Annotated in this window: 23 protein-coding genes; 12 read left to right on the top strand and 11 right to left on the bottom strand. The window is 57.4% G+C overall.

The window, feature by feature from the left end:
• The first annotated feature begins 9 nt into the window (after positions 1-9).
• From ADN00_RS10420 to ADN00_RS10365, 11 genes are all read left to right on the top strand, one after another.
• A complete protein-coding gene (locus tag ADN00_RS10420; protein WP_075062918.1) occupies positions 10-1,200 on the top strand; it encodes an iron-containing alcohol dehydrogenase in 1,191 nt (396 codons plus the stop codon).
• A 60-nt stretch (positions 1,201-1,260) separates the two neighbouring features.
• Positions 1,261-3,255, top strand: a complete 1,995-nt coding sequence (locus ADN00_RS10415; protein ID WP_075062917.1) for an aldehyde ferredoxin oxidoreductase family protein — start codon at positions 1,261-1,263, stop codon at positions 3,253-3,255.
• Positions 3,236-3,664, top strand: coding sequence for a 4Fe-4S binding protein (locus tag ADN00_RS10410; RefSeq protein WP_075062916.1), 429 nt, complete (start codon positions 3,236-3,238; stop codon positions 3,662-3,664). Before ADN00_RS10415 ends, ADN00_RS10410 begins: the two co-directional genes overlap by 20 nt.
• A gap of 700 nt (positions 3,665-4,364) precedes the next feature.
• Positions 4,365-5,342 carry a ketopantoate reductase family protein gene (locus tag ADN00_RS10405; protein ID WP_075062915.1) on the top strand — a complete coding sequence of 326 codons (978 nt, stop codon included), beginning with the start codon at positions 4,365-4,367 and terminating at the stop codon, positions 5,340-5,342.
• 81 nt (positions 5,343-5,423) lie between these two features.
• Positions 5,424-5,858 (top strand): CBS domain-containing protein, encoded by a 435-nt coding sequence (locus ADN00_RS10400; RefSeq protein ID WP_075062914.1) that lies wholly within the window; start codon positions 5,424-5,426, stop codon positions 5,856-5,858.
• Positions 5,859-6,049: 191 nt separating this feature from the next.
• Entirely contained in the window at positions 6,050-6,559 is a 510-nt protein-coding gene (locus ADN00_RS10395) for a flavodoxin domain-containing protein (protein WP_075062913.1), read from the top strand.
• Between the two features lie 485 nt (positions 6,560-7,044).
• Positions 7,045-8,739, top strand: coding sequence for an ABC transporter substrate-binding protein (locus tag ADN00_RS10385; protein ID WP_152966323.1), 1,695 nt, complete (start codon positions 7,045-7,047; stop codon positions 8,737-8,739).
• A gap of 151 nt (positions 8,740-8,890) precedes the next feature.
• Entirely contained in the window at positions 8,891-9,913 is a 1,023-nt protein-coding gene (locus ADN00_RS10380) for an ABC transporter permease (protein ID WP_075062910.1), read from the top strand.
• Positions 9,914-9,940: 27 nt separating this feature from the next.
• The gene (locus ADN00_RS10375; protein ID WP_075062909.1) at positions 9,941-11,197 is read left to right on the top strand and encodes an ABC transporter permease subunit; all 1,257 of its coding nucleotides are present in this window, start codon (positions 9,941-9,943) and stop codon (positions 11,195-11,197) included.
• A gap of 1 nt (position 11,198) precedes the next feature.
• Positions 11,199-12,212: an ABC transporter ATP-binding protein gene (locus ADN00_RS10370; protein ID WP_075062908.1), complete on the top strand. Its 1,014-nt coding sequence runs from the start codon at positions 11,199-11,201 to the stop codon at positions 12,210-12,212.
• Positions 12,209-13,234 carry an ABC transporter ATP-binding protein gene (locus ADN00_RS10365; RefSeq protein ID WP_075062907.1) on the top strand — a complete coding sequence of 342 codons (1,026 nt, stop codon included), beginning with the start codon at positions 12,209-12,211 and terminating at the stop codon, positions 13,232-13,234. The genes ADN00_RS10370 and ADN00_RS10365 overlap by 4 nt, the downstream gene beginning before the upstream one ends.
• Positions 13,235-13,357: 123 nt before the next feature.
• Here ADN00_RS10365 and ADN00_RS10360 read toward each other — a convergent pair whose 3' ends face one another.
• From ADN00_RS10360 to ADN00_RS10310, 11 genes are all read right to left on the bottom strand, one after another.
• Positions 13,358-13,909, bottom strand: coding sequence for a hypothetical protein (locus ADN00_RS10360; protein WP_075062906.1), 552 nt, complete (start codon positions 13,907-13,909; stop codon positions 13,358-13,360).
• Positions 13,910-14,558: 649 nt separating this feature from the next.
• Complete coding sequence (locus ADN00_RS10355; protein WP_075062905.1) at positions 14,559-15,053, bottom strand: hypothetical protein; 495 nt, start codon at positions 15,051-15,053, stop codon at positions 14,559-14,561.
• A 68-nt stretch (positions 15,054-15,121) separates the two neighbouring features.
• Positions 15,122-15,487 (bottom strand): hypothetical protein, encoded by a 366-nt coding sequence (locus tag ADN00_RS10350; RefSeq protein WP_075062904.1) that lies wholly within the window; start codon positions 15,485-15,487, stop codon positions 15,122-15,124.
• A gap of 16 nt (positions 15,488-15,503) precedes the next feature.
• Positions 15,504-16,082 (bottom strand): TetR/AcrR family transcriptional regulator, encoded by a 579-nt coding sequence (locus ADN00_RS10345; RefSeq protein WP_075062903.1) that lies wholly within the window; start codon positions 16,080-16,082, stop codon positions 15,504-15,506.
• 135 nt (positions 16,083-16,217) lie between these two features.
• Entirely contained in the window at positions 16,218-16,736 is a 519-nt protein-coding gene (locus ADN00_RS10340) for a GNAT family N-acetyltransferase (protein ID WP_075062902.1), read from the bottom strand.
• 87 nt (positions 16,737-16,823) lie between these two features.
• The gene (locus ADN00_RS10335) at positions 16,824-19,994 is read right to left on the bottom strand and encodes a hypothetical protein (protein WP_152966321.1); all 3,171 of its coding nucleotides are present in this window, start codon (positions 19,992-19,994) and stop codon (positions 16,824-16,826) included.
• Between the two features lie 179 nt (positions 19,995-20,173).
• On the bottom strand, positions 20,174-20,827 hold the full coding sequence (locus ADN00_RS10330; RefSeq protein WP_075062900.1) for a hemerythrin domain-containing protein: 654 nt from the start codon (positions 20,825-20,827) through the stop codon (positions 20,174-20,176).
• Positions 20,828-20,930: 103 nt separating this feature from the next.
• Positions 20,931-21,293: a cupin domain-containing protein gene (locus tag ADN00_RS10325; RefSeq protein WP_201781180.1), complete on the bottom strand. Its 363-nt coding sequence runs from the start codon at positions 21,291-21,293 to the stop codon at positions 20,931-20,933.
• Positions 21,294-21,371: 78 nt separating this feature from the next.
• The gene (locus tag ADN00_RS10320; RefSeq protein ID WP_075062899.1) at positions 21,372-21,737 is read right to left on the bottom strand and encodes a YrdB family protein; all 366 of its coding nucleotides are present in this window, start codon (positions 21,735-21,737) and stop codon (positions 21,372-21,374) included.
• 25 nt (positions 21,738-21,762) lie between these two features.
• The gene (locus ADN00_RS10315; protein ID WP_075062898.1) at positions 21,763-22,194 is read right to left on the bottom strand and encodes a VOC family protein; all 432 of its coding nucleotides are present in this window, start codon (positions 22,192-22,194) and stop codon (positions 21,763-21,765) included.
• 108 nt (positions 22,195-22,302) lie between these two features.
• The gene (locus tag ADN00_RS10310) at positions 22,303-22,992 is read right to left on the bottom strand and encodes a methyltransferase family protein (RefSeq protein WP_075062897.1); all 690 of its coding nucleotides are present in this window, start codon (positions 22,990-22,992) and stop codon (positions 22,303-22,305) included.
• A 241-nt stretch (positions 22,993-23,233) separates the two neighbouring features.
• Between ADN00_RS10310 and ADN00_RS20295 the strand changes: the two genes are divergently transcribed.
• Positions 23,234-23,368 carry a transcriptional regulator gene (locus tag ADN00_RS20295; protein ID WP_236691504.1) on the top strand — a complete coding sequence of 45 codons (135 nt, stop codon included), beginning with the start codon at positions 23,234-23,236 and terminating at the stop codon, positions 23,366-23,368.
• Positions 23,369-23,377 lie beyond the last annotated feature (9 nt).

The raw sequence follows: 23,377 nt of genomic DNA, 5'->3' as shown, positions 1-23,377 counted from the left end.
GAGAATCTCATGCTACCCACCTATTACGAATTTTGTTTCCCGGTGAAAATCATCTCCGGCCACACGGCGCTCAACAACCTGCCCGCCGAACTGGTGCAGGCCAACGTCTCGCGCCCGCTGATCATCTCGGACCAGGGAGTAACGCGCGCCGGGCTGGGCAAGATTGTGGCCGACGCCTTCGCCGAGAGCGGCATCACCATCGCCGCTATTTATGACGAGGTACCGCCCGAATCGTCCACCCTGCTGGTTAACCAATTGGCCGAGCTGTACCGCGCCAAACAATGCGACTGCCTGATCGCGGTGGGCGGCGGCTCGGTGATCGACACGGCCAAGGGCGTCAACATTCTGGTCTCGCTGGGCGGGCAGGATGTGCGCGACTATCGCGGCGCGGAAGTGCTGCCGGGGCCGCTGCGCGCTTTCTTTGTGGTGCCCACCACGGCCGGCACCGGATCAGAAGCCACCAATTCAGCGGTGATCGCCGACCCGGAGAAGGGCGTGAAGATGCTCTTCGTCTCTGAGTTCCTCATGCCGCGCGCCGCTTTTCTCGACTCGCGCATGACACTCACCCTGCCGCCGCGCCTGACTGCCGCCACCGGCATGGACGCGCTGACGCACGCCATGGAAGCTTACCTCAGCATTCAGAAGAACCCGATGAGCGACGCCTACGCCTGGCAGGCGGTCAAATTGATTGGGGAAAACTTGCGCAGGGTGGCCCAAAACCCGGCCGACAAAGACGGCCGCCTGGCGCTGGCCAATGCCAGCACCATGGCCGGCACGGCCTTCTCCAACTCGATGGTGGGCTGCGTGCATTCGATGGGCCACGCCACCGGCGGCGTCGCTCACATCCCGCATGGCGTGGCGATGAACATCTTTTTGCCCTTTGGGCTGGAATTCAACCTGCCGCGCCGCGCCGAAATGATTGCCGAGCTGCTGATGCCGCTGGCCGGCCCGGAAACCTACGCCAGCACACCCGCCGACCAGCGCGCCAAACAGACCATTGCCGAGGTGCGCCGCCTCAAGCAAGACCTGCACGAAATCACCGGCCTGGCGCGCTCCTTGCAGGAAGCCGGCGTGCGGGGCGATCAATTGGCAGACATCGCCAAACTGGCCATCAACGACGGCTCGGCGATGATGAACCCCGAAGAGCTGCGCCTGGAAGACGCCCTCGAACTGGCAAACCGCGCCTTCACACAGGGTTAGTATAATTATTTCAAATTGGGTTGGGTTACCTGCCCATTGTTGCGCAAGGAAAAAACTTGGATGAACGCTGTTTCCGGAAAAATCCTGTGGGTAGACCTGACCCGCCAGACTTGCAGCGAAGAAGCCGTGCCGCCCGAAGTGTATGAAACCTACCTCTCCGGGCTGGGGCTGGCGGCGTATTATCTCTATCGGCGCATCCCCCCCGGCGCAGACGCGCTGGGGCCGGAGAACGTGCTGGCCTTCGTCTCTGGTCTGCTGACCGGCACGGGCAGCATGATGACCGGGCGCTGGATGGTGGCGGGAAAGTCTCCACTCACCGGCACCTGGGGCGACGCCAACTGCGGCGGCACCCTCTCCCCGGCGATCAAGCAGTGCGGCTATGACGGCATTTTCTTCAGCGGCATCAGTGAAAAACCGGTCTACCTGTACATTGGCCACGGCAAGGTCGAATTGCGCGACGCCAGCCACCTGTGGGGGCTGGACACGCGCCAGACCGAAGATACTCTCCTCGCGGCACACCAGAACAAACGCAGCGCCAGCGTGGCCTGCATCGGCCCGGCAGCGGAAAAGCTTTCGCTGATCGCCGGCATCTCCAACGACCAGGGGCGCATGGCCGCTCGCTCCGGGCTGGGGGCGGTGATGGGTTCCAAGAAGCTCAAAGCCGTGGTGCTGCAGGGCGCGTACCCCATCCAGGCCGCCGATCCCGAAGAAATCAAGCGCCTGTCCGACCGCTTCGCGCGTGTGGCTGCCTTCCAGCCGCCGTTTCTCAACGGTTTTGGGGCGCGCCTGCTGGGGGTGCTGATGCGCCTGATGCCGCTGTCCATGCGCCAGGACGGCATTCTGTACAAATTCTTTCTGCAAAAATATGGCACCACCGGCCTCAATCAGTACAGCATCGAATCGGGCGACGCGCCCATTCGCAACTGGGCCGGCAGCAGCGCGGATTTCCCCGGCCAGCGCTCGGCCAGCGTCAACCCCGACCGCATCCGCGCGCGCGAGACCGAAAAATATCACTGCTATTCCTGCCCGGTGGGCTGCGGCGGGATGACCCATTTCAACAACGGAAAAGCGGACACGCACAAACCAGAATACGAGACCGTGCTGGCGCTGGGCGGTCTGCTGATGAATGAAGACCTGGAGAGCATCTTCGCTGCCAATGAGAAGCTCAACCGCGCGGGAATGGACACCATCTCGGCCGGGGGCACGGTGGCCTTTGCCATCGAATGCTACCAGAACGGGCTGATCACGCGCGAAGACACCGGCGGCCTGGAGCTGAAATGGGATGATCCGCGGGTGGTGTTGAATCTGCTGGATATGATGATCGCCCGCGAGGGGATTGGCGATCTGCTGGCCGACGGCACGCGCCTGGCGGCGCAGCGCCTGGGCGGACGCGCGCGCGAATACGCCGTGGAAGCTGGCGGGCAGGAACTGGCCATGCACGACGGGCGCAACGACCCCGGTTTTGCCCTGCATGCCGTGGTCGAACCCACCCCTGGGCGGCACACCATCGGCGCATATCTCTATTATGAGATGTACCAGTTGTGGCGGCGGCTGCCCAACGCGCCGCGGGTCAAGCAGCTCTTTTATCCGAAGAAGAACAAATACATCGACAGCGCCGAAAAGGCACGCTGGGCGGCGTTGAACAGCCAGTACACCGCGCTGCTGAACGGGGCTGGGGCGTGCATCTTTGGCGCGTTTTTGGGCGCGCAGCGCTTTCCGATCTTTGAGTGGCTTAACGCGGCCACCGGCTGGCAGAAAGGCCCGCAGGAGTACATGCAAATCGGCTGGAATATTCAGAGCCTGCGCCAGGCCTTCAACGCCCGCGAGGGTATTTCCCTGCGCCATGCCATCCATCCACGCCCCATCGGCGACCCGCCGCAAACGCAGGGCGCCAACCGCGGGGCCAGCGTGCCGCTGCAGGCGCTGACCCGTCTCTACTGGCAGGAGATGGGCTGGGACCCCGAGACCGGCCGCCCGCCGGAAGAAGTGTTCGCCCGGTTGAATGGGCACAAAACCACCAGGGAGGAAAAAGAGTATGCCCACGCAAATCACTGAGAAATGCACCGGCTGCACTATGTGCGTTCGTTACTGCCCGGTGGACGCCATCCGCGGTGAGAAGCGCCAGCAGCACAGCGTAGACCCCCATTTGTGCATCGACTGCAACGCCTGCGGGCGGGTGTGCGCCTTCGGCGCAGTGTTGGATGCCAATGGGCAGCCCGTGGAACACATCAAACCGGCCCAGTGGGCGCGCCCGGTGTGGGACTACCAGACCTGTGTGGCCTGCAACATCTGCGTGCAAGCCTGCCCGGCCGGGGTGATTGGCCAACTTTCTGCGAATGGCAACGGCAAGCCGCGCCGGTACCCCTACCTGGCAAACGCGAAAGCCTGCATCGGCTGCGCCTTTTGTGCCCAGGCCTGCCCGGTGAGTGCGATTTCGATGCGCGCGCCGCAGCCAGAGCCGTAAAACTCCAGCCGCACCACAGACCCCACCCCAAGCCCTCCCCAAAATGCTGGAAAACGCATTTTCGGGAGGGAGATTTGTATTCATGGGTTGGGTGGCCGCGGAGAACGGATTCTTTGTAGGGCGGTGTTGAGGGCGGACGATCTGTTGTGAGTCGAAACGATTTTGTCCCCGCCCGAAACCCGCCGTTGTTTTCAAACATGATGGATGGTGGGTTTCGGGGCAGCAAACTTGTCGAAATACCAACATTCCCATGCCCCTGCACCACCCTGCGGGTGGCCTCCCACCCTACCAAAAACGCATTTTCGGGAGGGAGATTTGTATTCATGGGTTGGGTGGCCGCGGAGAACGGATTCTTTGTAGGGCGGTGTTGAGGGCGGATCAATTATTCCGCGTCAAAACAATGCTGAACCCGCCCAAAACCCGCCGGTATTGGATGACTGCTGCGGAAGAGTGGGATTCTGCGCCCGCATTTTTTGGGGCGGATGGCCATCCGCCCCTACCAAAGATAGGAATTCTCTCCGAAACCCGCCGTTAAAATAAATCACCCGCTGCAATCACATTGGCAGATGGCCTGGCAGACTGGCCTGGTCAGGTGATTAGTTTTTTATGGAGCAACGAAAAAAATATAGATAAAAGATTAGGTCGGGTATATAATTCAGATATCGCAGTCCACTTTCTTGAGCAATAAAGGAAATTTGTTATGAAAATACTGATTATTGGCGCGGGTGTGCTGGGCAGCATTTACGCGGCCAAATTATCTCAGGCCGGGCGGGACGTAACTCTGCTGGCGCGCGGCGCGCGCCTGGCACAGCTGCGCGAGCACGGCATTGTGCTGGAATCTTCGTATGACGGCGCGCAAAGCGTGGCGCGGGTGAAGCTGGTGGAAACGCTGCGCCCGGAGGATGAATACGACCTGGCGCTGGTGATGATGCGCCAGAACCAGGCGGCTTCGGTGCTGCCCATGCTGGCCGCCAACACGCGCATTCCGGCAGTGGCGTTTCTGATGAACAATGCCGACGGTGGGCGCGTGTTCCGCGCGGTGTTGGGTGATGAGCGCGTGCTGCTGGGCTTTGCCGGGGCCGGCGGACTTCGCCGCGAGCATGTGGTGGTCGTTTCTACCGGCAAGAAGGGCTTTGAAGGCCTCACCATTTTGGGAGAAGCGCGAGGCGGCATCACGCCGCGCCTGGTGGAGATTGCCGAGGTATTCGCCGGCAGCGGTCTGGAGGCGCAATTGGAAACGGACGTGGACGCCTGGCTGAAGTCGCACCTGGCGATTGTGCTGCCCCTGGCGCTGGGTATTTACGCCGCCAACGGCGACGTGTACCGCGCAGCGCGCACGCGGGCTGTGCGCGCGCTGATGGTGGGCGGGATTAAGGAAGGCATCCGCGGGCTGAAGCGCCTGGGCGTTCAGGTAACGCCGCCAAAATTCCACTTCTTTGCCGCCGTGCCAGACGCGCTATTGGTATGGTTCTTAAGCAGAATGCTGGCCACACGTTTAGCCGAGGTCAGCCTGGCCGGGCATGCCAACGCCGCGCGGGACGAGATGTGCTACCTCAGCGAGCAGTTCTACGCTCTGCTCAGCAGCTCTGGCGTGGCGCTGCCGGCCTGGGAGCGGCTGTACGCCTTCACAGACGAACAGACCGCTCTGATCCCCGACGGCGTAAAGCAAATCGGATAGTTTTTGATAGCGTGAGTATTTGAAGTTGGCCTTCAGGTTGGCTACAATGGTATTAAGACCAGATTCTGAAAGGAGGTCAGCATGTTGAACACGATCCGCCACATTTTGCAGGTCAAGGGTTGGGACACCTGGTTTGTCCGGCCAGATTCAAGCGTGTTTGAGGCCTTGAAACAAATGGCAGACCGGGAGATTGGCGCGCTGCTGGTAATGGAGGGCGACCACCTGGTTGGTATTTTCTCGGAGCGCGATTACGCTCGCAAGGTGATCTTAAAAGGAAAAGCGTCGAAAGATACCCCGGTTGCAGAGATTATGACGTCCACCGTTTTCACCATCCACCCCGATCAGACGGTGCAAGAGGCCATGGAGCTTATGACCGAGAAACATGTGCGCCATTTACCCGTGGTGGAAGGCGATAAAGTGATCGGCATGGTTTCGATTGGCGACGTGGTTCGCAGCATCATCTATCAGCAGAAAAAGATTATCAGCGAAATGGAGAACAAGATTATCTCCGGTTAACCGAAAGGTCAACAAGACATAGTGCAGGCTGGCTTGCAAGCCGGCCTGTTAATGTTTTAACCTGGTCAATTGGGGGGCGTAAAATCCCCCCAGTGGGGCAAACGGAGCCTGCTCAACTGGCAGACGTGAAACCTTTTTCAGACCGGCATAATGAAAGTATCCAATGGATGATGAGCATAAGGAGCAAGATGATGGCGAAAACCGTTCTGGTTACATATGCCAGCCAAACAGAGGCAACCGCGGAGGTGGCAGAATTCATCGGGAAAACCCTTGAAGATCAAGGATTGTTGGTTATGGTGAAACCCGTAACACAGGTGCCGGATGCAAGCCCTTTTGAGGCGGTTGTGGTGGGCAGCGGGGTTCAAATGGAGCATACCTACCGCGAAGCGCAGCAGTTTTTGAAGCGCAGCCGCTCCGTGCTGGCCCATAAACCACTGGGGTTGTTTATTACCTGCGCCAGCCTGTCCAAAGATACGCCGGAAGCGCGCGCCAAAGCCGAGAATTACATGGCTCAGTTGACCGGGGCGGCGGGTGTGCCGGTAGTGGACCAGACTGCTTTTGCCGGGCGCATGGATATGGCGCGCGTCAAGGGGTTGATGGGAATGCTGATGCGAAAGTCGGATGTTCAGGCCGAAGACTGGCGCGACTGGGAAGCCATTCGCCAGTGGGCGTTGGGCCTGGCGCGCCAATGGAATGCGTAAAAGTCAGCCATCATTTACGATGCAGCATGTTTCACGGACGGCCCTGGTTCTTATTTCAGGCCGTTGTAGATACATGTTACAGGCCTGCATCGAAGTCGGTTGCAATTTCTGGAACAGTGTGTTTTTCCCTCCGCGAATATGCCGCAACACGGCCTCTCGCGGAGGTTTTTTTGAAACCGCAGCCAGGAGAATCGATCCTGATCGGCAGGCGGACGGTGTCCCATTGGTGTCTTTTATATACCAACCTGTCCCATTGGACTACCCAAATGAATAGTTTTTAATTAAAAATCGAATTAAATGTGGTATAACAGTTGACAATCTGCTAGACTATTACTAGAATTATGTGAACCTTTCTATACAACGGAAGGAGGCACCCCCCATATATATACAATTTAATCCTTGCTGTCGATTTTGTTAGATTGCCCGATACAAAATCCCAAACATTGTCCAATAACTGAATAGTATTCACGAAGGAGAACTGAAGAATGAAATCGAAGAAGCTATATGCCCTTATAGCTGCTGTTATGCTCTTAAGCATGCTGTTAGCAGCTTGTGCGCCGGCCGCGACCGAAGCTCCTGCTGAGCCGACCGCTGCCCCTGCAGAGCCGACCGCGGCTCCTGCCGAACCGACCGCGGCCCCCGCGGCTGAAGAGGCTCCTGCTGAGCCCCATCCCCTGTGGAATAAAGAATTGAAACAGGCCATCGCCGCCGCCATCGACCGCGAAGTCATCGTTGACCGCGTGTTCGAAGGCCGCAACATTCCCGCCTACCACATGGTCCCCTCGGGTTACCAGTTTGCCACCGAGCCGTTCCTCGATAAATACGGCGTGCGCGACCTGGAATTGTCCAAGCAGATCCTGACCGACCTCGGTTACACTGCAGACGCCCCGTTTGAGTTCGACCTGTGGTTCCCCCCCGAGCACTATGGCACCACCACCGCCGACGTCATGCAAGTTATCAAGGAACAGCTCGAAGAGACCGGTTTGATGAAAGTCAACCTCAAGTCGATGAACTGGGCCGAATATGTGGACGGCTTTGTGGCCGGCCAGCTGCCTTTCTTCATGCTGGGTTGGTTCGCCGACTTTGCTGACCCCGAAAACTGGCTGTCGCCGTTTGCCTCCTGCCTGCAGTCGCCCGACAATGGCGTGAACTACTGCAACGAAGAAATGGACGCCCTGCTGTTGGCCGCTGCTTCCTCTGCTGACGAAGCTGAGCGCGAAGCCCTGTACCAGCAAATTGGCGAGCTGTATGCCGAAGAAGTTCCCACCATTCCGCTCTTCTGGGAGCCTGAGTTCGTGACCTATCGCGATGGTGTGGAAGGCGTTTTGATTGGCGCTCCGTTTGAGTTCAACTACAACATGCTTAAGTTCACCGCCGATGCCGTCCCGGCTTCGGGCAGCACCGACACCATCATCATCGGCACCACCGATGAGGTCAACAGCCTCGACTCGGTCGACGCCTACGCCACCCACGACTGGGAAATCATCAAAAACACCGGCGTGCCGCTGCTCAAGTACACCCCCGGAACCTCGGACCTGTACCCGGCTGCCGCCGCGGACTTCCCGACCGTCAGCGAAGACGGCCTGACCTACACCTTCACCCTGCGTGAGGGCATGCAGTTTGCCGACGGCACCCCCGTTACCGCGCAGACCTATGCCGATCACTGGGACCGCCTGAACACCCTCGAGGGTCAGGTTTCCGGCCTCATCCAGCTCTACGTCGAAGACGTGAACGCTGTGGATGATTTGACCGTGGAATACAAACTGAAAGCCTCCTTTGGCTTCTTCCCGGCCCTGGCCGCCACCGCCCCGTTTGTGGTCACCAACCCGGCCGAGTTCCCGATGGACGAGATCGTTCAATTCCCCGAGAAACTCGACGGTATCGGCCCCTACAAGATGGTTTCGCACACCCCCGGTGAGCAGATGGTTTTGGCCGCCAATGAGCTGTATTTCGGCGAAGACAAACCCCTCATCCCGAACGTCATCATCAAATACTATGCCGACCCGACCACCATGTCCAACGCCATCGAAAAAGGCGAAATTGACGTGGCCTGGCGCACCCTCGGCCCGGTGGAAGCCACCCGTCTCTCTGAGCTGGAAGGCATGACCACCGAGACCATCCAATCGCCCGCGCTGCGCTACATGGTCTTCAATCACACCTTCATGGTTGGCGGAGAATAATCCCCGGCCTGTGAAGTAACAACCCTCAGGCAGCCCGTGAAAGCGGGCTGCCTGACTAAAACCACACAACTTCTGCATAGAAAAACTCTGCAAACGGGCATAACCGGTGAGGCTGACAGCGTCTCCGCCTGTGCCTGTTGGAGGAAAGAGCATGTCCTCTTCACTTAGAAACTTCTTAATCACACGCATCTTGCTCACCATTCCGATGGTGTTGATCCTCATCACCATGGTGTTTTTTGTGATGCGTGTTTTGCCGGGTGACCCGATCCGCTCACAGCTTGGCCCGCGGGTCAGCGAGGAAAAAGCCACCCAGATCCGCGAACGACTGGGGCTGAACCGCCCGCTGCACGAGCAGTATTTCAGCTTTCTGTGGGATATGGTGCGCCTGGACTTTGGCAACGCCTTAACCCAGGGCGAGCGCCCCATTCGCGATGAACTGGCCGAGCGCCTGCCGGCCACCATGGAATTAACGATCCCGGCGATGGCGCTTACCGCCGTGTTCGGTATTTTCAGCGGCGCGTATGCCGCTAAAAACCGGAAGAAGCCGATTGATTACCTCATTCGTTTATTCAGCATCGTCATTTATTCCATTCCGGTATTTTTCCTTGGGCTTGTCTTTCAGATTGCCTTCTCGGTGCGCCTGCCACTCTTGCCGCTTTCTGGCCGCATGGATACGCTGCTGCTGACCAGTTTTGATTCGCCAACTAACTTCTACGTGCTGGATGCCATTCTGACGCAAAACTGGCCGGCGCTGCGCTCGGCGCTGTCTCATCTGGTGATGCCTTCGGTTACCCTGGGCCTGGCGCTGACCGGCGTTTTCATCCGCCTTACGCGCGTCAATATGATCGAAATGCTGCAGTCCGACTTTATCACCGCCGGGCGGGCGCGCGGTCTGGCAGAAAAACGGCTGGTGTACCGCCACGCGCTGCGCAACACTTTCATTCCCATTATGACCCTGTTGGGTTTGCAGTTTGCCATTCTGCTGGCCGGCGCGGTGCTGACCGAAACGACCTTCTCTTGGCCGGGCATGGGACGTTATCTGGTGGAGCGCATTCAACTGCGTGATTACACCGCTGTGCAGGCTACCATTGGCGTATTCGCCCTGTTTGTCGGCCTGATTACCCTGATCATGGATGTGATGTACGCCTTCATCGATCCGCGCATTCGCTACTAAACGGCGCCCGCAAAAAGGAATTGAACCATGGAATCTCAAGTAGAAAAATCTCCCGATGCCGTGCCGCAGTGGATGCTTGACCTGGACCAGGTGGGCTTTGTGCGCCGCCTGTTCCTGGCGCGAAAATGGTACGGCGGCGACTGGTGGTTTGTGCTGATCAGCGCCATCATGCTCCTCTTTATTATTATTGTTGGTATCTTCCCGCAGTGGTTTGCCCCTTACGACCCGCGCGCCGAAGTTGGCCCCAGCCTGCTGGCGCCCAATGAGCCCCCGCCTTCTTTTGAGCTGCTGGTGCTGGACGGCAAGAATATCCAGTCGCTGCGCGATATTGGCGATAAAACCAACAATATTGGCTTTGTCATTGGCAGCCCGGCCAGCCAGGCCCTGCGCGACGCGGTGGATACACTGAACAAAGAGGCCGAAGAAGAAGGCCTGAGTGTGCGCTACCAGCCGCGTCCGCGCCGCTACGAAACCCTGGAGCTGGGACTGACCGATCTGGTGGAGGGCAAAGTAGACGCCTTTATTGTGGCACCTGAGGAAATTGAAGGCACTATCGCCCAATACCCGCAGATTACCGTGCTGCGCAGCCTGACGGGCGCGAGCGGAAAAGGCTTTTTCCTGGGCACCAACCAGATCGGGCAAGACGTGTTCAGCCGCATCATCTGGGGCACGCGCATCGCCCTGATCGTTGGCCTCAGCTCGGCGATTGTCTCCTTTTTGATCGGCGTGCCGCTGGGCCTGATCAGCGGTTTTGTCAGCGGTCCGTTTGACCGCGTGCTGACCCTGATTATGGACAGCCTCTACTCCTTCCCCGGCCTCATCCTGGCTATCTCCATCGCCGCGGTGCTGGGTCCGGGTATCGGGAATATTATTGTTTCCATCGCTGTGCTGTATGTGCCCACCTACTTCCGCATTGTGCGCGGCCAGACGCTTTCGGTCAAGCAAGAGCTGTATGTAGAAGCGGCGCGCAGCCTGGGCACCTCGCCGTTGGAAATTTTGACCAAGTACATTTTTCCCAATGTAATTCCCTCGGTGGTGATCATCTTCTCGGTCAACGTGGGCGACGCCATCCTCACCGAAGCCGGCCTGAGCTTTTTGGGCTTTGGCCTGCCGCCCGACACGCCCGACTGGGGCATTGACCTGGCACGCGGGCAAGACTATCTGCGCCGCGCCTGGTGGTTGATCTTCTACCCCGGCCTGATGGTCAGCCTGGTAACCTTATCCTTCAGCATGTTGGGAGAGAGCCTCTCCGAGATCCTCAACCCCAAACTGGCGGAGCTGTAATATGGAAAATAAAGAAACTCTTTTGCAGGTGCGCAACCTCACGGTCACGTACCACACCCGCCTGGGCCCGGTGAGCGCGGTCTCGGATGTGAGCTTTGATGTGTATCGCGGCGAAATCTTGGGCCTGGTGGGCGAAAGCGGTTGTGGAAAAAGCACCATGGGCAAGGCGCTGATGCGCCTGATTGCCCCTCCCGGTGAAATCAGCGAAGGGCAGATCATTCTCAGCGGCGAAGATATATTGAAGTATGACGAAAACCAGCTGCGCGAGATGCGCGGCGCGCATGTGAGCATGATCTTTCAAGACCCGATGACCTCGCTTAACCCCGTGCAGCGCATTGACCAGCACGGCATTGAAGCCATTCAGGTGCACGAGCCCAAAACAAAAATTGAACAGGCGCTGGAGCGCGTCTCCAAGCTGTTTGAGCGCCTTGGCATTCAGAAGCGCCGCCTCACCGATTACCCGCACCAGCTTTCTGGCGGCATGCGCCAGCGCGTGATGATTGGCCTGGGCCTGGCCCTGAACGCCGACCTGATCATCGCCGACGAGGCCTCGACCTCGCTGGATGTGATCGTGGAAGCCAAGCTGGCTGACCAATTGCGAGAGATTCGCGACGAATTTGGCGTTACCCTGATGGTGATCACCCATAACATTGCCCTGGTGGCCGAACTGGCCGACCGTATCGCGGTGATGTATGCCGGGCGCATGGTGGAACTGGGCGATGTGTACGAAGTGTTCGACAATCCTTTGCACCCCTACACACAGGGTTTGCTGGCTTCGGTGCCGAATATTATTTTGAATGAGCGCGAGGAGCTGTATAAAATGCCCGGCGAACCGCCCAACCTTACCCATCCGCCTTCCGGCTGCCGCTTCCACCCGCGCTGCCCCAAGGCCATGGACATCTGCTCGCGTTACCAGCCCTCTTTCGAGGAGGTAACCCCCGGACGGTTTGTGCACTGCTGGCTGTACCAGGATCACCCGGAAAAAGAAACCCCAACCCTGAAGGTGGCCGCATGAACGAACAAACCCCAACCCCCATCTCGGACGATATTCTGGTCAAAGTCGAGAACATTAAGAAGTGGTACCCGGTGCAGACCACCTTCCTGGATCAACTGTTCACCCAGCAGCGCGATTTTGTGCGCGCCGTGGACGGTGTGAGCTTTACGATTAAACGCGGTGAGGCCTTTGGCCTGGCCGGCGAAAGCGGCAGCGGTAAATCGACCATTGGCCGCCTGACCCTGGGCCTGGAAGAGCTGACCGAAGGCCGTGCCATTTTTGACGGCATTGATTACTCCACCCTTTCGGTGGACGAAAACCGCAAGCTGCGCCGCCGCATGCAGGTGATTTTCCAGGATCCGATGGCCTCGCTCAACCCGCGCATGTCGATTGGCTCGGCCATCACCCAGCCGCTGCGCATTCACTACCCCGAAAAGGCCGCCGAGCACCGCGATATGGTGCTCTCCATCATGGATAAGGTGGGTCTCACCCCACCGCTGTTCTTCTACAACAAATACCCGCACCAGATCTCCGGCGGCCAGCGCCAGCGCATTGTCATCGCGCGCGCTTTGGTCACCCAACCCGAACTGGTGCTGGCCGACGAGCCGATTGCCATGGCGGATGTGAGCGTGCGCGCTCAACTGCTGGACTTGATGGTGCAGTTGAAGAAAGAGTTCAACCTCACCTATCTCTTCATCACCCACGACCTGGCTACTGCCAAATACATCTGCGACCGCATCGGCGTGCTGTATTTAGGGCGCATGGCCGAGGTGGGCCCGCTGCGCGAGGTGTACGCCAATCCGCTGCACCCCTATACCCAGGCGTTGATGGCGGCCGTGCCCAAGCCCAACCCGCACAAGCGCCGCACCTACCCCATGCCCGAAGGCGAAATTCCCAACCCGATTAACCCGCCTTCCGGCTGCCGCTTCCACCCGCGCTGCCCCTTCGCGAAAGATGAGTGCTCGCGTGTGGAGCCTGAACTGCGCGAACTGCGCCCGGATCATTTGGTGGCCTGCCACTTTGCCGAGCAGTTTGTGAAGTAAGCGTTCAGACGACAACAATCAAGAAACCTCGGAATGCCTGATTGGCGTTCCGAGGTTTTTTCATGGATGGGAGGCGCAGGCGGGTATGCCCAACGCTGTGCGTTTTGATGAGACGGGCTGTGCTCAGACGATGGTTCCCATGTTCAATGTTGAAAATTCCATCGCGAAGAGGGGATCTTGAAATTCAAAGACAACAAAAGATTGGTTATCGAATACTCCTGGCAATTTGAAGGATTGGATTTTCGCGCATTTCTGCACTTTTTTGCGTCTTTCGCGTTGTTCGGGGGTGAAGCCTTTCATGTCAACTTCATTTACCAGTTTATTGGTGCCAATGATAATGGCGGTTATTAAGACAGCCCCACTCACAATTGAAACCAATGGATTTTTGATCGCATCTGTTGCATTTAATCCGGCGATTAGCAGACAGGCTGCAATGACACCAATGAACCCAAGCGCTTTGAGAAACTTGCCTGTTCCGCTGACAACATTGACCTTTGCGCATTCCTCACAAAGCGGAAGTTCAACAGTCAACGTGGCGGTTTCTTTGCCAGACCAGTTCGATTTGGAACTGCTGACTTTCAGACCTTTTCCATACCCGTTCGGGCTGTGGCAGGCGGCGCACATGGTCGGCATGTTGAACCTGCTAAGGTACAGTGTCTTGACTTTGGTTGTCATCGATCCCTCCTTCTTTATCTATCACTAAAGACCAAACACGCATTTGAAAACGACAGATGATATCAGCACGAATCAGCCGTCTGACATCTGGCAGACCGGAAACGGCTGGTAAGTTGTTCTATTGAGTTTGCGATGATGGGATGGATTTTTTTTGTGATTTCTGATCGGGCACAGGAATAGCTTGGCCGAGCGGTCTGAAAAAAGATGGATGCTGGTTTCTGATTAACCCGCCGCATGGCCACTCCCAGATAAAAGAGGTAACCTGAATTTGTTATCGCGCGGGGTTGAAAAGAAGATGATGAAACGCCGTGCGTGAAAGGTTCGGCAGACCATCAGGGTGGAAGCAACATTGCTTATTCATGTCCCTGATTTTATTGTAGCACGGAAACAGACGGGTTGCGCAGCAGCAATGATATTCAAACAAGGAAAGGGTTTACTCCATCCGCACCGAAAATCTGCTGCGCACCCTCTGCCGCGGTGGAAGTAAAAAAGCAGCGATTCTTCCCTGTTGAGCGGCGCTAAATCGCTGCAAAAAACCAGCTCTTCTTTCCCAAGCCGGGCAAGGGCTGCGTAACGGGGAAACCCGAACGCAAATTCAAAGGTAACAGCAGTCACGATCATCCTGGGGGGACAGAGCCGGGCGCGCCCGTCAGCGCAAAAGATACACAACCGCGGCAATTACCAGGCCAAATACCACCGAGAACAGCGTGCCGATTAGAAACCCACGGAAGTGGAATGCGTAGTCTTTGTAGGCAGCCATGCCCTGCGTGCCGGGGATGACCATGATGGACGGTGTGATCGTGCAGAAAATCAGCCAGTCCAGCACCAGCCAGTCGATCACGTTGAACACAAACATCACCCCAGAGGCGTTGGCAAACAGCGCCCAAAACGGCAAGCTGGCGCGCTGCGGCAGGGTGAGCGTGGAGATGAATGGCCCGGCTGCCAGCAGGATGAGAAACGGGATACCGAAAATCAGCGAAAGACGTTTTTCTTCGGCGGTTTTGGGAGGCACGGCGGCCTGAATTTCTTTGGGGTAATCATGCAGCCAGATGCGCGGGTTGGTGCGCATGCTGATCGAGATGAGCAGCGTTGCCAGCGCGGAAAGAATCGCGCCGTCGATGGCGATTTTTACCAGATCGATCATAAAAACTCCTTGCCAACCGGGTATGGGAATCTCATCACGGGCGGCTTTTTTTTAGTATACACCCTTGCTCAGCGGCTCAGCGAAACCCAGGCCGCCGCGCTGCTGGCGGCGGTGAGATAGGGCAGCAGCTTATGCGCCCAGGCGACGGCCGCGGGGGCGGGCTTCTCCAGGCTGACCAGCCCGCCGGTGGCGATGGTGGCTACAAAAAACACTGTCGCGGCTACGACCAGACTGAATGCCAGCGCGGGCAGGGGCGCGGCGCGCTGGGCGCGCGCGGCGGTAACCAGCAGCCAGGCCAGCGCCCCCAAACTGACCAGTTTGTGCAGGGTGAACAAAAGGGTGTGGTACGGTTTGCCCAGGCGGTGAAGCCCGTACCCGGAAAGAAAGATGGCCAAAATCAAGGCGGCCACACCAATCGTTTTCAGCGTGCTCATAAGAACTCCTTCAAGGTCATTTCTTAATCCCATCCCAGAAGAGCTCAAAACCCTGCGAAATCAACGCGTCTTGCTGGCGCGCACCGGGCTGGCGCTGCAGAATTTTCATCATCGCCACCAGGTCCTGGTACAGAAACTCGCCAATCAGGTCAATGGGGTAGGGCTTGATCAGCGCTTCGTCCAATCCCTGCTGGATGGTGGTGTAGTAATAATCAAAGAACAGCGCGCTTTCCTGGATCACCGCCGCTTCGATGATGCCCGAGTCGCGCACCTGCAGCACATACTGGTAGGCCAGCGGATTTTGCAGAAACCAGCGCAGCGTGCCGCTCCAGATGGTGAAAAAAGCGTCGCGCACATTCTGGCCCGGCGCCAGCAGCGCATGAATATGCGCGGACTGCTGGCGCGTGATGTGCAAAATCAGCTCGTTGACCAGGCTTTGCTTGGTGGGGAAGTAGAGGAAGAGGGTGCCGGCCGCGCTGCCGGCCAGGCGGGCAACCTCGGCGGTGGTGGTGTTGTGCACGCCCTGGGTGACGAACAACTGCAGGGCGGCGGATAAGAATTTTTCTCGTCTTTCTGGGCTGAGCTGGCGCGGCATGGTTTTATTTTCTTTCTATAATGACTGATTAATCACTCATTATACAGATTCATACACAATTGTCAAGTTAAAAAACCGGCGCCCTCCTGTTCCTGGAGGGCGTCTATGCGTTTATCTCTGACTTGCGAAAGCGGATCACTCCATCTTTTCAAGCGCATACACGCGGCGCGGCTCGCCGCTGGGACGAATGACTTCTTTCTCCAGGCGCATGCCCAGGCGCAGTGCCACCCGCTCCGACGGCGCGTTTTGCGGCTCGATCAGCGCGATCAGGCGGCGCAGCCCCATGCGCTCAAAGGCGTGCGCGACCAGCGCCGCGCCGATTTCGCTGGCGTAGCCTTGGCCCCACGCCGAGCGGGCCAGCACGTACACCAATTCAATCTCGGCCTTGCCGTCCACTTCTTTATCCAGCAGTCCGCAGTGGCCGATGGTTTGCCCGCTGCTCAACTCGACCAGCGGCCACAGGTCGTAGGTCTCGGCGGTGGGGTTGGCCTGGGTCTCGTCGAAGGCGGTTTGCAGGCGTTGTAAATCGCGCGGGCCGCCCATAAAGCGCGTTACCTCGGGGTCGCGCCACAGGGCGATCAGCGGCGGAATATCGGCGGGGGTTTGATAGCGCAGCAGCAGGCGCGGCGTGCGCAGGATTTCGGAAGAGGGCATGGGCGCGTCCTTTGAGCAAAGGGGTGATTTCGTTTTTTTACATGCAATCAAACACCCAAATAGAAAGAGTATGGATTTTTGTGCGGGTTACTTTGCCCGGTAAAGATTGAGATTGGTAAAGCTGCCCTCGCTGAAAACATCAAAAAAGAGGCCAGCCTGTCCTTCAGGGTAAAGGGTATCCTGCGCCCGGCCTAATTCCGCACCGTTTAGGGTGAAAATCAGGTCGCTGCCGCTGCAGGTGGCGCTGAGCCGCATGTTTTCAGGTGAGAAGTTTTCCACTATGCCGTGCGCCAGGGTGGTGAGATGTTTGGCTTGCGGCAGATAATACTGGGAGATCACATTGCGCCGGATATACCACTTGCCGTCTGGTTGGATATAAAACTCATAACGCCCAACCGGTGTCGCGCGGCAGAACAAGGCTGCCGCGCCGCCTTTGCTGGTAAGGGTGGCTTCGGCGCTGATTTCGACCGGTAAATCGTACAAGTCGGGCTGATATGTAAAAAGCGTCAGGATTTTTTCGTTTGGTTTTACGATAATGGCATCCTCTGTGACAAATTGATCAATAACATGTTTGTTGTAGGGTTTTTGCCACCAACAGGGGTTGGGGTCACGCCCCCACCAGCCGTCGCCGCACCCGAAGACGAAAGAGTTTATATCCCAGGCAAAAATTGTCTCATTGGGCTGGTAAGCCCTGGGCAGAGTCGCCTGGTTGAGCAGGGGAACGGAGGTAAGAATTGTAGAACCCTGGAAAGTTTTTATCGCCAGGCTGTTGACACGCAATTGGGCATTGACCCACAAGACAATGCGCCCTTTCGCCGGGGTATAGGCGGCATGATAGGTTTCTTCGGCTATCGTTTGACCGTTTGCGGTCAGGCTCAGGCGTTCACCCTCACAGCGCATGGTCAAGATATTTTTGCCGGGTTGAATGGCCGGGCTGCTGCCGCGCGCGATTTCCCGGTCTTGCCAATGTAAAAACCATTCCCCATTCCTTCTGACTTCAAATACAGCATGAGCGGGGCTTTCGGAGCGGCATTGGAGGTAGAGAAGCCCATTGTCCAGGAACTCAACATCCGCTGTCATTTCGGAGTTTTCAAGCAGGTCGCTATTGCTGGTCAGGCCAATTCCATCATCTGCGTCCAACGTGAGAACATTGTCATTTCTCTTGACCATTGGATTGTTTTGCAAATCCAACCCCCAGTTGGCGGCAATTTCATCCGGTGAATTGAAGATCTTCTCATTCACGAATGCCCCTGCCGGAATGGCTTGCGCCGGGCGGACGGTGTAATTGAGCAATGTATTGCGAAGATTGCCTGGCGGGGTATCCATTATCACAAAACCATAGCGCCCGTTTTTCCAGGTGTCGTCTTCGGCATACAATACCTGCTCGCCGTTCAGTTTGACCGAAATCTGATTTCCGGCGCAGGTCAGGGTCAGGTTAACCGGATTTTGTGAACCCGCGTATGCTGTTCCCAGGATGGTGTCTGCGCCTGTGAATTTGCCCTGCTCTTCACGCTGTTTCCGCAACAGGACAATCGGGTTTTCTATATCGTCCTTCAAGTAATAGGCTTCATACCAGCCGTCTTCGCTGTAGCGGCAAATCAATCCGCGCCTGTATAAGTAAAGAGGGTGAATATCTGCGCTGATTTCCACATCCGCTGCGGGATCAAAATCGTTGATATACAGGTAGGTGTGCGGGGCATACTGCCCGCCGGGTCCGCCAATCAGGATGGGAGAACCGGGAATGCCAATGATTCCCCAATCGGTTTTTGCCCAGTAGGGATTCAAATCGTCCAGTTTAGCAAAATCGGTGCTGTAGATCGTCCCATCTGCGCCGGGGGTGGGGGCGGGGCCGCTCAGGCTGGTCTCGTTCCATTGGGCGCGGCGGAGGGTGAACTCGTCCACGGTGTTCCAATCGTCTCCGATGGCAAAAGTCCAGCCGAGGAAGCCAGCCTTTCCAGAGGGAAAAGTGGAATCATGCAGCGAGGCCATCTTTTCACCGTCAATATAGAAGGTCAGACGGTCGCCCTTGCACTCGGCGCGCAGTTCTACACTCTGCTGAAGCCATTTATGGAGACCGGAGGAAATGATATGAAAGTGAACCCGTCCGTTTTCATCGGGCTTGACCAGCCGGATGCTCCACGCGCCATCTCTTGGTTCGACCATGAACTGATACCAACCGGCCTGGCTGTAGCGGCAAACCAGCCCCAGACCACCGTGCCCCTCGAAGGGCGGGTTGCCGCGCGCGGAAATGTCCATATCGGCGGTGCCCAGGTCTTTATCGTAGATGGCATAAACGCGGGTGTTGGCTTCCTGCTCAAAGCGGAAAATTCCATTCGCCGTCCAGGTTTTATAGCCTTCGGTGACAAAATCCTTCTTGTCCATCGAAAAGGCAAAGGTTTTCCAGTCGGAAAGGGTGGTATCGCTGTCATCGAAGCCGGTTTGGTAGAGAACCAATTCATCTTCTGGAATGGTGGTTGGGCGCAGGGTGGCGGCAGGAGTCGGTATCAAGGTGGGGGTGGCTGTCGACGTGGGAAGCGGTGTGGCGGTGGCCGGTTCAAGGGCGGCTGCCTGCGTGGATGTGGATTCGCCTTCTGGAGCGGAATCCGCCCGGGATGTTTTGCTATCTCCCCAATCTTCCACCGTAATGGCATCAAATGTCCCTGCTCCGGCGGAATCGGCCGCGTAGTTAAAATTGAGACCGCCGCTAACGAATGTGCCATCGTGCGCTGAGCCGATTTCCACATCATTGACCAGTAGCGTGAGCGTGTCGCCCACGCAGCGTGCTGCCAGGCGGTTTCTTTCGGTTTGAATGGCGTCTGACCGCCCCTGCGCCAGGATGGTTTCGCCATCGTTCCATCTGCGAATGTCCCAATGCCCATCGTTGGCAATGCTGAAATAGTAGCGCCCGCCTGCCTCAGGCTGCATCCGGCACGACAGGCCAGCTTCCACACGGGTCTTGACCAGAAATTCGACATCCACCGCGATTTGGACATCACCAAATTCGAAATCCTGACTTTCAAGGAAACCGGAAGGGTACTCGAACAGGTATTTGCCGTCTTGGGTGTTTTCCAGCCACAGGTAATCAGTTCCTGGCCCACCAACGTGCCAGCCGGAGAAGGCGGCATCGTTGTCGAAGGTGAGGGCGTAGAGCAGGTTGTGGCCGGCCGAGGCAGTGGGGGTGGAATCGGTATGCGAACAGGCTGTCAGCAGGAGCAACAATCCGAGGTAGGCAAAAAGGTTAGGGTGGATGGTTTTCAATATTTTGCTCCGAAAAAATGGAATGTGGCGCAAAGCATCCCCCCTTCGTGTTGTGGCACAAAAATAGTTTATGCTTTTCTGGCAGGCGTGTCAATTAAAACTATCCACCTCAAGCAATTGATCTGGCGTAATCTAGAAATCAAACAGCGGGCGGAAATTTCCGCCCGCTGTCGTTAAGCTTAATCCATCAGCAAATAGGGGCGCATGGCGGCCCATTTCTCCTTCCACGGGCCGGGCAGCAGCTCTTGCGTAATGACCGGCGGCATGAGACCCATCATTACTGCCCGCTCCTGGGCAGGCAGATTGTAGAGCACAAAGGGAATGACCAGATAATCGGGGCCGGAATGCTGCTGGGCGTGCTGCGCCATGCTCTTGCCCAGCTCGGCCTGCTCTTCAGCGCTCATTATCGTGTTGGTGATTTCCGGGGAGATGCTCTCTTCTTCGCGTTTGATGTGCGCGCGCCAGATTTCCAGGATTTGTTGAAGCGCGCGGTTTACCTCGTTGAGGGTCTGGCTGTTGGCTAAGTTGGGCAGCATTTGCTGGATGCTGCTTAAGAGACCGGCCATCTCTTGATGCTCTTGGATGAGGATTTCATAGGGGGCTGGCAGGTTTTTTTGCCGCAGATAAGGGAAGGCCACATCGTCTTCGACGAGGTGGTGCGAATCGAGCACGCTGACCAGCGCGCGCAGGTAGTCGACAAAGCCGCTGTCGGCTGCCATTCTTTTTTCCAGCAGCTTATGCGTGTAATGCACGCCGACTTCCAATCCGCGAGTGATGGCGTGGTGGATGCGGATCAAGTCATTTCCCACATTGGGTGCGCCAGATTGAGACATTTGAATATCCTCCTTTCAAATGGTCTGAACGCTCTTTTGACTCAATGCGCTGGGGTTAGGTTTTTGGTTGGGCGCGGTGCCAACGCGTAAACACGGTTTGCCGCTAAATCCACTCGGCTTCCACGGTGCGCTCATTCTCAACGTTGCCGGTGTTGCGCGTGGATTTAGGTTCCAGCATCAGCACGTGCGCTTCTTCAACGGCTACCGGGCAGTGCTCCACGCCGCGCGGGATGATGGCCAGTTCGCCTTCGCCAATCCACAGGTCGCGGTCGCGCAGTTTGATCAGCAGGCGGCCTTTGATCACCATGAAGAGTTCATCCTCTTCGTCGTGGTGATGCCAGACGAACTCACCCTGTAGTTTGGCCAGTTTGACGTAGGCGTCGTTCAGTTCGCCCACAATTTTGGGCTGCCACTGCTCGCTAAAGCGGCTGAATTTCTCGGCCAGGTTGATGGTTTCGATCTGCATTTGTGCCTCCATTCGCGGGTGATGATCTCTTACTCTCATTCTACCCCCGGCAGGCGAAAATGGAGAACGAAAAATCGCTTATCCGCGCTGGGCCAGCATCCAGAGCACCCGGTCGTAGGAGAGGGCGTAATGCACGATCAGCGCCGCGGCCAGGGACCAGGCCAGAGCAGGCAGGCTGGCGTTGTACAGCGCCCACACCGCGAATCCAAAGTAGGCCAGTTCCAGCGCCAGGCGCAGCAGGCCGGGCACGGCCACCGGCGCGGAGCCGGGGTCGTTGGGCACGCGGAAGATGCCCCACAGGGCGGCTGCCAGCAGGGGAATACCCACCGCCAGCAGAAAACGCGGCCAGCCTTGCGCCGCGCGCCAACCCCACACGCCCATTGCCGCCAGGGCGGCCAGTTCCAACGCAAAACGCAGGCCCAGGTTGAGAGGGTTCTGGCTCATCAGGGTTTCCTCCTTTCAGGTTGGCTCAGGCGCTGTGCGGGTTGGCGAAGTTGATCATCCACTGCACGCCAAAGCGGTCAGTGAAGGCGCCGTAATAGTCGCCCCAGAACATGTCTTGCATGGGCATTTCCACCACACCGCCGGCGGAGAGCTGGCTGAAGAGGCGGTCGGCTTCGGCTTTGCTTTCTGGTTCGAGCATGATGGAGAAGTTGTTGCCCACGGCCAGTTTTTGCCCGCGCGATTCGAGCGTGTCGCTGGCGTGCAGCATCAGGTTATCGCCCACCGGCAGGGTCATGTGCATCACTTTTTCGGCGTCTGCGGCGCTCATCTCCGGCGCGCCGGGCATGTCTCTAAAACGCATAATGCCCAAAAACTCGCCGCCCAGCACGGAGCGGTAAAAGGTTAAAGCTTCTTCGCTGCTTCCAGCAAAGTTTAAGTAAAGGCTGGCTCGCGTCATCGGATGTTCCTTTCGATTCATCAGGCTAATATAAGACTATTATAGACCTTTTTTATCCTGAATTAATCAACGATTTCCATCCGTTTTTTTCCTTTGCTGGCTGAACGCCTACCAAATTCCCGGAATCAGGCGGTAGCGCACCTTCTGGCGGTATTCGGCATAGCCCTTCAGCTCTTTGACCAGCAGTTTTTCTTCGCTGATAATGCGGACAATGATGAAGGGGATAATCATCAGGGCGGGGATCATGCCCCAATACGAGCCCAGGGCCAGCGGCGAAAGGCGGTAGAGAAGCATGACGCCCAGATACATGGGGTGGCGGACGATGGCATACGGTCCGCTGGAGATAACCGTCTGCCCCTCGCTGACTTCGACAATGCGCGAGGCGTAGCTGTTTTCACGGAAGACGAGGAAGTTGATGACGTAGCCGCTCAGCACCAGCAGTTGGCCGGTCACGGCCAGCCATACCGGCACGTGCGACCAGCCAAAGCGCCGGTCGAAGCCCGGCAGGATAAACGCCGCGAGAAAAGGAAGGATGGACAGGCGGGTGATCAGGTTTTGGTCGGCAGCCCGCTCACGAAATTGCATGCGGCGCGCCAGCAGTTCGGGGTCATTGCGCAGCAGGTAGACCATCACCAGCAGCATGGGACCCAGGATGACCACCATGTAAACCCAGGCCTGCCAGTACTGGAAGGTGCCAGCCGGCAGAAAGAACAGCAGCATCAGCAGGGCTGCCGCCAGCAGATAAAACTTGATCACGGTGAAGATTAATTGGCGGCTGGCAACAGGAGACGGTTTCATATTTTGCCTCCGTTTCAGGCAGGCGATCCACATTGCCCGCCTGACTCTGATTATAAGCCGCGCGGTCAGCGGGTCAATGCACAGTTGCTGGGGCGGCGCTTTCACTGCTATTGATCAATAGCGGAAGAAATGTATGATGAATAAAAGTACATTTTTGCCAAAGCATATGAATCTGCGGTCACTACGTGCTGGAATCATGAAACTGATATCAGCCTTCACTTGCAGGAATTCACTGCTTGAAATGACAGCGAAGAGACCTGAGGTGAGCGAGCATCCTCCCGAAGTGGGCTTGCCGCGCCTGACCGAAAAGGGCCGCGCGGCGTTTAAGGCGTATAAGAGAAACATGCAGCAGGTGCTGGACGATTTGCCGGAGTAATCGCCGGAA

Source organism: Ornatilinea apprima, assembly GCF_001306115.1.
Classification (GTDB): Bacteria; Chloroflexota; Anaerolineae; order Anaerolineales; family Anaerolineaceae; genus Ornatilinea; species Ornatilinea apprima.
This window is presented reverse-complemented; position numbering and strand designations above follow the sequence as displayed.

Bases quoted from the DNA above. Each gene is read 5' to 3' on its own strand.
- ADN00_RS10420 (WP_075062918.1), top strand. From the start codon at position 10: ATGCTACCCACCTATTACGAATTTTGTTTCCCGGTGAAAATCATCTCC.
- ADN00_RS10415 (WP_075062917.1), top strand. From the start codon at position 1,261: ATGAACGCTGTTTCCGGAAAAATCCTGTGGGTAGACCTGACCCGCCAG.
- ADN00_RS10410 (WP_075062916.1), top strand. From the start codon at position 3,236: ATGCCCACGCAAATCACTGAGAAATGCACCGGCTGCACTATGTGCGTT.
- ADN00_RS10405 (WP_075062915.1), top strand. From the start codon at position 4,365: ATGAAAATACTGATTATTGGCGCGGGTGTGCTGGGCAGCATTTACGCG.
- ADN00_RS10400 (WP_075062914.1), top strand. From the start codon at position 5,424: ATGTTGAACACGATCCGCCACATTTTGCAGGTCAAGGGTTGGGACACC.
- ADN00_RS10395 (WP_075062913.1), top strand. From the start codon at position 6,050: ATGGCGAAAACCGTTCTGGTTACATATGCCAGCCAAACAGAGGCAACC.
- ADN00_RS10385 (WP_152966323.1), top strand. From the start codon at position 7,045: ATGAAATCGAAGAAGCTATATGCCCTTATAGCTGCTGTTATGCTCTTA.
- ADN00_RS10380 (WP_075062910.1), top strand. From the start codon at position 8,891: ATGTCCTCTTCACTTAGAAACTTCTTAATCACACGCATCTTGCTCACC.
- ADN00_RS10375 (WP_075062909.1), top strand. From the start codon at position 9,941: ATGGAATCTCAAGTAGAAAAATCTCCCGATGCCGTGCCGCAGTGGATG.
- ADN00_RS10370 (WP_075062908.1), top strand. From the start codon at position 11,199: ATGGAAAATAAAGAAACTCTTTTGCAGGTGCGCAACCTCACGGTCACG.
- ADN00_RS10365 (WP_075062907.1), top strand. From the start codon at position 12,209: ATGAACGAACAAACCCCAACCCCCATCTCGGACGATATTCTGGTCAAA.
- ADN00_RS10360 (WP_075062906.1), bottom strand. From the start codon at position 13,909: ATGACAACCAAAGTCAAGACACTGTACCTTAGCAGGTTCAACATGCCG.
- ADN00_RS10355 (WP_075062905.1), bottom strand. From the start codon at position 15,053: ATGATCGATCTGGTAAAAATCGCCATCGACGGCGCGATTCTTTCCGCG.
- ADN00_RS10350 (WP_075062904.1), bottom strand. From the start codon at position 15,487: ATGAGCACGCTGAAAACGATTGGTGTGGCCGCCTTGATTTTGGCCATC.
- ADN00_RS10345 (WP_075062903.1), bottom strand. From the start codon at position 16,082: ATGCCGCGCCAGCTCAGCCCAGAAAGACGAGAAAAATTCTTATCCGCC.
- ADN00_RS10340 (WP_075062902.1), bottom strand. From the start codon at position 16,736: ATGCCCTCTTCCGAAATCCTGCGCACGCCGCGCCTGCTGCTGCGCTAT.
- ADN00_RS10330 (WP_075062900.1), bottom strand. From the start codon at position 20,827: ATGTCTCAATCTGGCGCACCCAATGTGGGAAATGACTTGATCCGCATC.
- ADN00_RS10325 (WP_201781180.1), bottom strand. From the start codon at position 21,293: ATGCAGATCGAAACCATCAACCTGGCCGAGAAATTCAGCCGCTTTAGC.
- ADN00_RS10320 (WP_075062899.1), bottom strand. From the start codon at position 21,737: ATGAGCCAGAACCCTCTCAACCTGGGCCTGCGTTTTGCGTTGGAACTG.
- ADN00_RS10315 (WP_075062898.1), bottom strand. From the start codon at position 22,194: ATGACGCGAGCCAGCCTTTACTTAAACTTTGCTGGAAGCAGCGAAGAA.
- ADN00_RS10310 (WP_075062897.1), bottom strand. From the start codon at position 22,992: ATGAAACCGTCTCCTGTTGCCAGCCGCCAATTAATCTTCACCGTGATC.
- ADN00_RS20295 (WP_236691504.1), top strand. From the start codon at position 23,234: ATGACAGCGAAGAGACCTGAGGTGAGCGAGCATCCTCCCGAAGTGGGC.